Annotated in this window: 6 protein-coding genes; all 6 read left to right on the top strand. The window is 59.9% G+C overall.

Features of this window, described 5'->3' with window-relative positions:
- Positions 1-1720 (top strand): glycogen debranching protein GlgX (gene glgX / locus AC1DUU_RS14850; protein ID WP_476784174.1); only part of this gene is annotated, 1720 nt, incomplete at its 5' end.
- Entirely contained in the window at positions 1717-3360 is a 1644-nt protein-coding gene (gene bglA, locus AC1DUU_RS14845) for a beta-galactosidase BglA (protein ID WP_476784173.1), read from the top strand. The genes glgX and bglA, both read left to right, overlap by 4 nt.
- 189 nt (positions 3361-3549) lie before the next feature.
- A complete protein-coding gene (locus tag AC1DUU_RS14840) occupies positions 3550-5142 on the top strand; it encodes a peptide ABC transporter substrate-binding protein (RefSeq protein WP_476784172.1) in 1593 nt (530 codons plus the stop codon).
- 62 nt (positions 5143-5204) lie between these two features.
- Positions 5205-6128: an ABC transporter permease subunit gene (locus AC1DUU_RS14835; RefSeq protein WP_476784171.1), complete on the top strand. Its 924-nt coding sequence runs from the start codon at positions 5205-5207 to the stop codon at positions 6126-6128.
- Positions 6121-7239, top strand: coding sequence for an ABC transporter permease (locus AC1DUU_RS14830; RefSeq protein WP_476784170.1), 1119 nt, complete (start codon positions 6121-6123; stop codon positions 7237-7239). Before AC1DUU_RS14835 ends, AC1DUU_RS14830 begins: the two co-directional genes overlap by 8 nt.
- A gap of 1 nt (position 7240) precedes the next feature.
- The coding region (locus AC1DUU_RS14825) for an ABC transporter ATP-binding protein (protein ID WP_476784169.1) at positions 7241-8778 on the top strand (1538 nt) is incomplete at its 3' end.

Here is an 8778-nt window from a genome sequence, read left to right as displayed (position 1 = left end):
CCGTGCCTATCGATACGATGGCCGGTTGGCTGCACCACGCGGGCAGGCCGGCGACACTGCCCAACTGATGCCGAAAGCGGTGGCGACCACGCTTCAGGCCGTGCCGTCTACGCCACCGAACTTCCGGCAAGGTGGGCTGATCTACGAAGTTCAGGTGCGGGCTTTTTCGATGGGCCATCCGTCTGTTCCAAAGAAGCTTCGTGGAACTATCCGCGCGCTGGCCGAGCCTGTCGTCATCGAGCACCTCTTGAAGCTCGGCGTGTCGGCCGTCGAGCTCATGCCGGTGACGGCGACGATGGACGAGCGCCATCTGCCGTCGCTCGGGCTGCGCAATGCCTGGGGCTACAATCCTGTGTCCTTCATGGCGCTCGATCCGCGGCTGGCGCCCGACGGCATCAACGACCTGCACCATACCACCGCCGCGCTGCACGAGGCCGGTATTGGCGTCATCCTCGATCTCGTCTTCAACCACACGGCCGAGAGCGACGAGCTTGGCCCGACGCTCTCCCTGCGCGGCCTCGACAATCGCGCCTATTATCGCGAGGCGGTAGGCGATCCCGGCCGCTATGCCAACGATACCGGAACTGGCAACACGCTCGCCTGCGACCATCCGGCGGTACAGGAGCTGATCCTCGACAGTCTCAGGCACTTCGTCGTGCATGCCGGCGTTGACGGTTTTCGCTTCGATCTGGCGCCAGTGCTGGGCCGGGTCGGTGGCGCGTTCACCGCCAATGCGCCGCTGCTGCAGGCGATGCAAAACGACAAGATCATCGGCGACCGAATCCTGATCGCCGAACCCTGGGATATCGGCCACAATGGCTATCGGCTCGGTGGCTTTCCGCAAGAATTCCTCGAGTGGAACGACCGCTACCGCGACGACGTCAGACGATTCTGGCGCGGAGACCGTGCAATGGTTGGAGCGCTGGCAACACGGTTGGCTGGGTCATCTGACATCTTTGGCGGCGATGCGCGGACGCGAACCGTCAATTTCATCGCCGCCCATGACGGCATGACCGTGGCCGATATCGTTCGCTACGAGCGCAAGCACAACGAGGCCAATGGCGAGCACAACCACGACGGCCACAATGAGAATTTCTCCTGGAACAATGGCGTCGAGGGYGAAAGCCGGGACCCGGACATTGTGGCCAACCGTGACCGCGATGTGCGCGCCATGCTGGCCACGCTGTTTGCCTCGCGCGGCACGATAATGCTGACCGCAGGCGATGAATTCGGCCGCAGCCAGCGCGGCAACAACAACGCCTATGCGCAAGACAACGAACTGACCTGGCTCGACTGGGCCGATCGCGACACAGCGCTCGAAGACTTCGTCGCCGGTCTGTCCAGGCTCAGGCGAGCGGTCCCGGCGCTGGCGCAACTGGAGTTTTTCACAGGTGCACCCCGCGATGGCCAAGCCGTATCGGATGTCGAATGGCTGACCGAGGCTGGCCGACCGATGTCGGACGCCAACTGGCATGAGCCCGACCGGCATCGCCTGACGATGCTCGTCGCAAACGGCGACGCTTCTGGCGGGCGGCTGGCGGTGATGATCAATGGCTCACGACGCGACGCGGGTTTTAGGCTGCCCGCTCGTCCCGGCTTCCTGTGGCAATCGGAATTCGATGAGCATGGGCCGGCGAATGACCGCTTCGCCGTGCCAGCGCGCTGCGTCTTGTTTGCGATCGAACGCCCTGCGAATGACAGCCAAGGAGAGTCGTCATGACGCCGAAAGACGGAGCAACGTCGGCAACCGACTGGTGGCGCGGCTGTGTGATCTATCAGGTCTATCCGCGCTCATTTCAGGACACGACAGGCGACGGTAGCGGCGACCTTGCCGGGATAACGCAACGCCTGTCGTACATCGCTTCGCTGGGTGTCGATGCCGTCTGGCTGTCGCCCTTCTTCAAGTCACCGATGGCCGATATGGGCTACGATGTCTCGGATTATTGCGATGTCGATCCGATGTTCGGCACGCTTGCCGACTTCGATGCGCTGATCAGCGAAGCCCATCGTCTCGGGCTCAAGATCATCATCGACCAAGTGCTGTCGCATTCTTCGGACAAGCACCCCTGGTTTCTGGAGAGCCGTGCCAGCCGCGACAATCCCAAGGCCGACTGGTATGTCTGGGCGCAGCCAAAACCCGACGGCACCGCCCCAAACAACTGGATGTCGATCTTCGGCGGGCCGGGCTGGGAGTGGGATTCGACACGCAGGCAATATTATCAGCACAACTTCCTGGCCTCGCAGCCCGACCTCAACTTCCACAATCTCGAAGTCCAGGACGCACTGCTGGAGACGGTGCGTTTCTGGCTCGACCGCGGCGTCGACGGCTTCCGGCTCGACACCGTCAATTTCTACGTTCACGACAAGTGGCTGCGCGACAACCCGCCCTTGCCGAAGAGTATTGCCGGCGAAAACGAAGACCCCAATCCCTACGAATATCAGGATCATCTCTTCGACAAGACGCAGCCGGAAAATCTTGAATTTCTCAAGCGCTTCCGCTCGTTGCTCGATGAATATGGAGCGCGCGCTTCGGTAGGCGAAGTCGGCGATGGCGCGCGCTCGCTGCAGACGGTGGCGGCCTACACGTCGGGCGGCGACAAGCTCGATATGTGCTACACATTCGACCTGCTTGGTCCGAAATTCTCGGCCGAACATGTCGGCAAATGTATTGCCGATTTCGAGGCGGCCGTGACCGACGGCTGGGTCTGCTGGGCCTTTTCCAATCACGACGTGATCCGCCATGTGACGCGCTGGACGAGGCCCGGAGGCGACCCCGAGGCGGTGGCGAAATTCTCGATTGCCCTGCTTGCGTGCTTGCGCGGCTCGATCTGTATCTATCAAGGCGAAGAGCTCGGCTTTGGCGAAGCCGAGTTGGCCTTTGAGGATTTGCGCGATCCCTACGGCATTCGCTTCTGGCCGGGCTACAAGGGCCGCGACGGCTGCCGCACGCCGATGGTGTGGGAAGCCCAGGCAGAACAGGGCGGCTTCACGGACGGCAAGCCGTGGCTGCCGATTCCGGCCGAGCATCGTGCCCTCGCGGCCGATCGGCAACAACAGGAAGCGGAATCCGTGCAGGCTCGCTACCGTGCCATACTCGCTATTAGAAAGACGCTTCCGCCACTCATCCATGGCTCGATTGCGCTGTTGGAGGCAAAGGGCGACGTGCTCGCTTTCGTGCGGGAGTCGCAGGACGAGCGGCTGCTCTGCGTTTTCAATTTTGCCGAAAAACCCGCTTCCTGGCCGGTGCCGGCAGGGCTTGGCGGCCTAAGCCCAATGGCGTTTCCCGGAGCTTTACGCGACCTCGAAAAAGACCGTATCATCTTGGCCCCGCTCGATTACTTTATCGGGAGCTTAGTTTGAACTCGCTCAAGTTGACTTTAGGTGAGCACGAGTCGTGTTGAAAATAAAAAAAGTCGTGTCTAGTCTCAGCCACCGCTGGCGGTAGGGAGCTGCCGGCTCGCTCAACGAAACCGGAAAAATCCGGCATTCGGGCGCTAACCAGGCGAGGCCGTGTTTACGGGGAACACGCCTATTTGGGAGAAGGAAAACATGCTGAAGAACATGCTGAAAGCGACAGTGTTCGCAACGACGCTTGCATTGGCTACAGGCGCGATTTCGATGCCGGCCTTTGCCGAGGTCGTCTACAATCGCGGTAGTGCGGCGGAGCCGGAATCGCTTGATCCACACAAGACCTCGACTGTCTACGAAGCCCACATCCTGCGTGACATGTTCCTGGGTTTGGTGACGGAAGATGCCAAGTCTGAAGTTATTCCGGGAGCCGCCGAGAGCTGGACCGTTTCAGACGATGGCACCGTTTACACCTTCAAGCTGCGCCAGGGCGCGACCTGGTCCGATGGCAGCCCGGTGACAGCCGAGGATTTCGTGTATGCGTTCCAGCGCCTCCAGGACCCCAAGACCGCGGCGGAATATGCGTCGATGCTCCAGAAGGTCGTCAACGCAAAGGAAGTGAATGCTGGCAGCAAGAAGCCGGAAGAGCTGGGTGTAAAAGCGATCGACGCAAACACGCTCGAAATCAAGCTGATAGCGCCGACTCCCTATTTTCTTGAAGTCCTGACTCATCAGTCGACCTACCCGGTCAACAGGGCATCGATCGAGAAGCTGGGCGCTGATTGGGTCAAGCCGGGCAATCTCGTATCCAATGGCGCTTACACGTTGGCTGAATGGGTTCCGAATGACCATATCAAACTGGTCAAGAACCCGAAATTCTACGACGCTGCGAACGTCAAGATCGATACGGTAAACTATATTCCTACAGAGGACCGTTCGTCGGCTATGAAGCGTTTTGAGGCTGGCGAGCTCGACAGCTATGACGATCTCCCCACTGAGCAGCTTGCCGATCTGAAGGCGAAGTTTGGTGATCAGGTTCGCGTCGCCCCTTATCTTGGGACCTATTACTACGCGATCAAGACTGACAAGGCGCCGTGGSACAACGTCGAATTGCGCAACGCAGTCTCGATGGCCATTGATCGTGATTTCCTGGCCGAGAAGGTTTGGAGCAATTCCATGTCCGCGGCCTATTCGATGGTTCCTCCGGGTATTCAAGGTTACACGACGTCGCCGGCTGCATTCGCGGACAAATCGCAGATTGATCGCGAAGATGAAGCCAAGAAGGTTCTCGAAAAGCTCGGCTATGGTCCTGACAAGCCGCTGAAGATGGAAATCCGCTACAATACCTCGGAGAACCACAAGAACACGGCGGTCGCTATCCAGGAGCAACTCAAGCCGCTGGGTATCGAAGTAACGCTCCTGAACACCGACACCAAGACCCATTACGGCCATCTTGAGCAGAAGGGCGACTTCGACGTCGCTCGCGCGGGCTGGATCGCCGATTACAGCGATCCAGAAACGTTCCTTGAGATTTCTCTCAAGGCTGACGGTCACAACTACTCGAACTTCAACGATGCGAAGTTTGAGGAGTTGATGAAGGCTGCAACCGCCGCCGGTGGCAAGCCTGAAGAGCGCTTCAAGCTGCTCAGCGAGGCCGAAAAGGAGCTCGTTGACAACGTCGGCAACATTCCGCTGCTCTATTACAACTACCACAACATCGTTTCCCCGAAGCTTGCAGGCTTTGAGGACAATCAGATGGACCGCCATCCGAGCCGGTTCATGAGCAAGAACTAAGTCCAGCCGAACCGCCGCCCCGCGTTGGGGCGGCGGCTTTTCTTAAAGAAGGCGGACATAAGATGCTGCTCTATGTACTAAGGCGGTTGCTGACCGCCATCCCAACGCTATTCGTCATCGTAACGCTGGCGTTCTTCCTGATGCGTGTTGCTCCCGGTGGCCCTTTCAACCAGGAGCGCGGGCTCAGTCCGGAAATCAAGGCTAATCTCGAAGCTCAATTCGGCCTCGGTGATCCGCTCTGGAGACAATATCTTAATTACCTCAACAACTTGCTGCATGGCAGTCTCGGGCCGAGCTACAATCTGCCTGATTTTACCGTCGGCGAGCTCTTCGCCAAGGGCCTGCCAATTTCCATTCAGCTCGGCCTTTCCGCGCTGCTGCTGGCTCTTGCAGTTGGAACCGTGCTTGGCGTGATTGCAGCCCTCAACCAGAACAAGTGGGGCGACTACACGGTCATCGCTGTGGCGACGGCAGGCAGCACAATTCCTACCTTCGTTATTGCGCCAATCATCCAGTTGACCTTTGGCTTGGCCTGGAAGCTCTTGCCGATCGGCGGCTGGGGCGATGGTGCGTTGATCAACAAGATCGGCCCTATCCTAACCCTGTCACTGCCGCAGATTGCCATCGTGGCGCGCCTGATGCGGGGCTCGATGATAGAGTCGCTGCATTCCAATCACATCCGCACCGCTAGAGCGCTTGGCCTTTCCGACTGGTCTGTGGTGATCAAGCACGCGCTCAGAGGCGCTGTCCTGCCCATCGTGTCCTATGCTGGCCCGGCGGCGGCGGCACTTCTGACGGGTTCGATCATCGTCGAGACCATTTTCGCCATTCCAGGCGTGGGTCGTTACTTCGTTGATGCCGCACTCAACCGCGACTATACGCTGGTGATGGGTACTGTCGTGGTGATCGCCTTGTTTACGATCGCCTTCAACCTGATCGTCGATGTCCTCTACGCCTTCTTTGACCCGAGGGTGCGATATGACTGAGATAGCCATTACCGCACCGGTCGTTGGGCGCTCGCTCTGGGGCGACGCCTGGGCGCGCCTCAAGGCCAACAAGGCTGCAATGTTCAGCCTCTTCTATCTGATCGCGATGGCAACAGTGTGCATTGTTGGCCCGCTCTTCGTGCCGCATCAATACACAACGATCTATCCCGACTATGTAAGAATCCCGCCGAGCATTTCTGCCTATCCGAAGCCCGACATGATCGAAAAGGCGATGAGTGACGCCGTCAGGCGGATGCGTGTCGACGTCAAGGAATGGCGGCAGGAAGGCGAGCGCGTGTTCATAACCGTGACGTCGGCAAAGCCGCTCGATGCCCGCAACATCCGCTATCTCGATCGTTCCGATACCTTCGACGATGGCAAACTGGAAAGCACATCACCCGATGGTTTGACGGCGGTGATGAGTGCCTCGATCAAACAACAGTATTTCCTGTTTGGCACAGACAATGTCGGTCGTGACTTGCTGTCGCGAACCTTGATGGCAGGCCGCATCTCGCTGGCGATCGGCCTTCTGGCCGGTATCGTCGCGGTGGTCATCGGCGTTACCTATGGCGCGACGGCTGGCTTCTTGGGCGGCAAGACTGACGAGGTGATGATGCGCATCGTCGATGTGCTCTATTCACTGCCTTTCATCTTCTTCGTCATCATGCTTGTCGTCTTCTTCGGGCGAAACTTCGTGCTGATGTTTTTAGCTGTGGGAGCGGTGCTGTGGCTCGACATGGCGCGTATCGTGCGTGGCCAGGCATTGTCGATCCGCAGGCAGGAGTATGTCCAGGCGGCGGAAGCGCTCGGCGTCAGGTCGCGCGGCATCGTACTGCGGCACGTCATCCCCAACCTGCTCGGGCCGGTGGTCATCTATATGACCTTGCTGGTACCGCAGGTCATCATCCTGGAGAGTTTCCTGTCGTTCCTGGGGCTCGGCGTGCAGGAACCGATGACCAGCTGGGGCGTGCTCATTTCCGCTGGCGCCAAGAACATCGGCACCGCCAACTGGCTGCTGTTATTCCCGGCATTCTTCCTGGTCTCAACGCTGTTTGCGCTGAATTTCGTCGGCGACGGACTTCGCGATGCACTCGATCCGAAGGACAGGTGAGATGGCTGGAGAAACAATCCTTTCGGTCAAGGACCTGCGCGTCCGCTTCCGTACGCTCGACGGCGTCGTCGAAGCGGTCAAGGGCATCAACATTCACGTCGATGCCGGCGAGACGGTTGCCGTGGTCGGTGAGTCCGGATCCGGCAAGAGCCAGACGATGATGGCGGCGATGAGCCTGCTGGCATCCAACGGCGAGGCCACAGGCGTCGTCGACTATCGTGGCAAGAACCTGCTGACGCTCGGCAAATCGGAACTCAACAAGGTCCGCGGCCGCAAGATCAGCATGATCTTCCAGGAGCCCATGACCTCGCTCGATCCGCTCTATACGATCGGCAACCAGCTGATGGAGCCGATCCGCAGGCATCGTGGGCTGAGCGGTGCGGAGGCTCGCGCCGAAGCACTCAGGCTGCTCGAACTGGTCAAGATTCCCGACCCCGAGCGACGCCTGAAGTCTTATCCGCACGAGATGTCGGGCGGCCAGCGCCAGCGCGTGATGATCGCCATGGCGCTTGCCAACGACCCGGACATTCTGATCGCCGACGAACCGACGACCGCTCTCGACGTGACGATCCAGGCGCAGATCCTGATGCTGCTGGCCGAGTTGCAGCGCAAGCTCGGCATGGCCATCGTCTTCATCACTCATGACCTTGGCATCGTCCGGCGCTTTGCCGACCGGGTCTACGTCATGCGCTACGGCGAGGTGGTGGAAGAGGGCAACGCGGACGAGCTGTTTGCCAATCCGCATCACGACTACACCAAGATGCTGCTTGCCGCAGAACCGACCGGCCGCAAGGCAGCACCCGCCGACACCGCGCCGATCCTGCTTGAAGGACGCAATGTCGAGGTGGAGTTCAAGATCGGCGGCGGCTTCCTTGCCGGTCCGCCGATGCTGCTCAAGGCGGTCGATCGCATATCGGTCTCGCTGAAGCGTGGCCAGACGATCGGCATCGTCGGCGAGTCAGGGTCGGGCAAGTCGACGCTCGGCCGCGCCTTGCTCAGGCTGTTGCCAAGCGAGGGCATGATCCGCTTTGCCGACAAGGACCTGTCAAAAGCCGATCGTGCCGAGATGCGCCCGCTGCGCCGGGAGCTGCAGCTGGTTTTCCAGGACCCGTTCGGTTCGCTCTCTCCACGCATGACGGTGGGGCAGATCATCACCGAAGGGCTGCTCGTGCACGAGCCGTCGCTGTCGTCCAAGGATCGTGACAAGCGGGCGGTAGAAGCGCTGCTCGAGGTCGGCCTCTCGCCTGACACGCGAAACCGCTATCCGCACGAATTCTCGGGCGGCCAGCGCCAGCGCATCGCGATCGCGCGAGCGATGATCCTCAAGCCGAAGGTCGTCGTGCTTGACGAGCCGACGTCGGCGCTCGACCGCTCGGTGCAGAAGCAGATCGTCGAGCTGTTGCGCAAGCTCCAGGCCGATCACGACCTTTCCTACCTGTTCATCAGCCACGATCTGGCGGTGGTCAGGGCTATGGCCGACTACATCATCGTGATGAAGCAGGGAAAGATCGTCGAGGAGGGGCCGACCGAGGAGATCTT

The organism is Aminobacter sp. P4_H6_2 (genome assembly GCF_056400805.1).
This window is presented reverse-complemented; position numbering and strand designations above follow the sequence as displayed.

Bases quoted from the DNA above. Each gene is read 5' to 3' on its own strand.
- AC1DUU_RS14835 (WP_476784171.1), top strand. From the start codon at position 5,205: ATGCTGCTCTATGTACTAAGGCGGTTGCTGACCGCCATCCCAACGCTA.
- AC1DUU_RS14830 (WP_476784170.1), top strand. From the start codon at position 6,121: ATGACTGAGATAGCCATTACCGCACCGGTCGTTGGGCGCTCGCTCTGG.
- bglA (WP_476784173.1), top strand. From the start codon at position 1,717: ATGACGCCGAAAGACGGAGCAACGTCGGCAACCGACTGGTGGCGCGGC.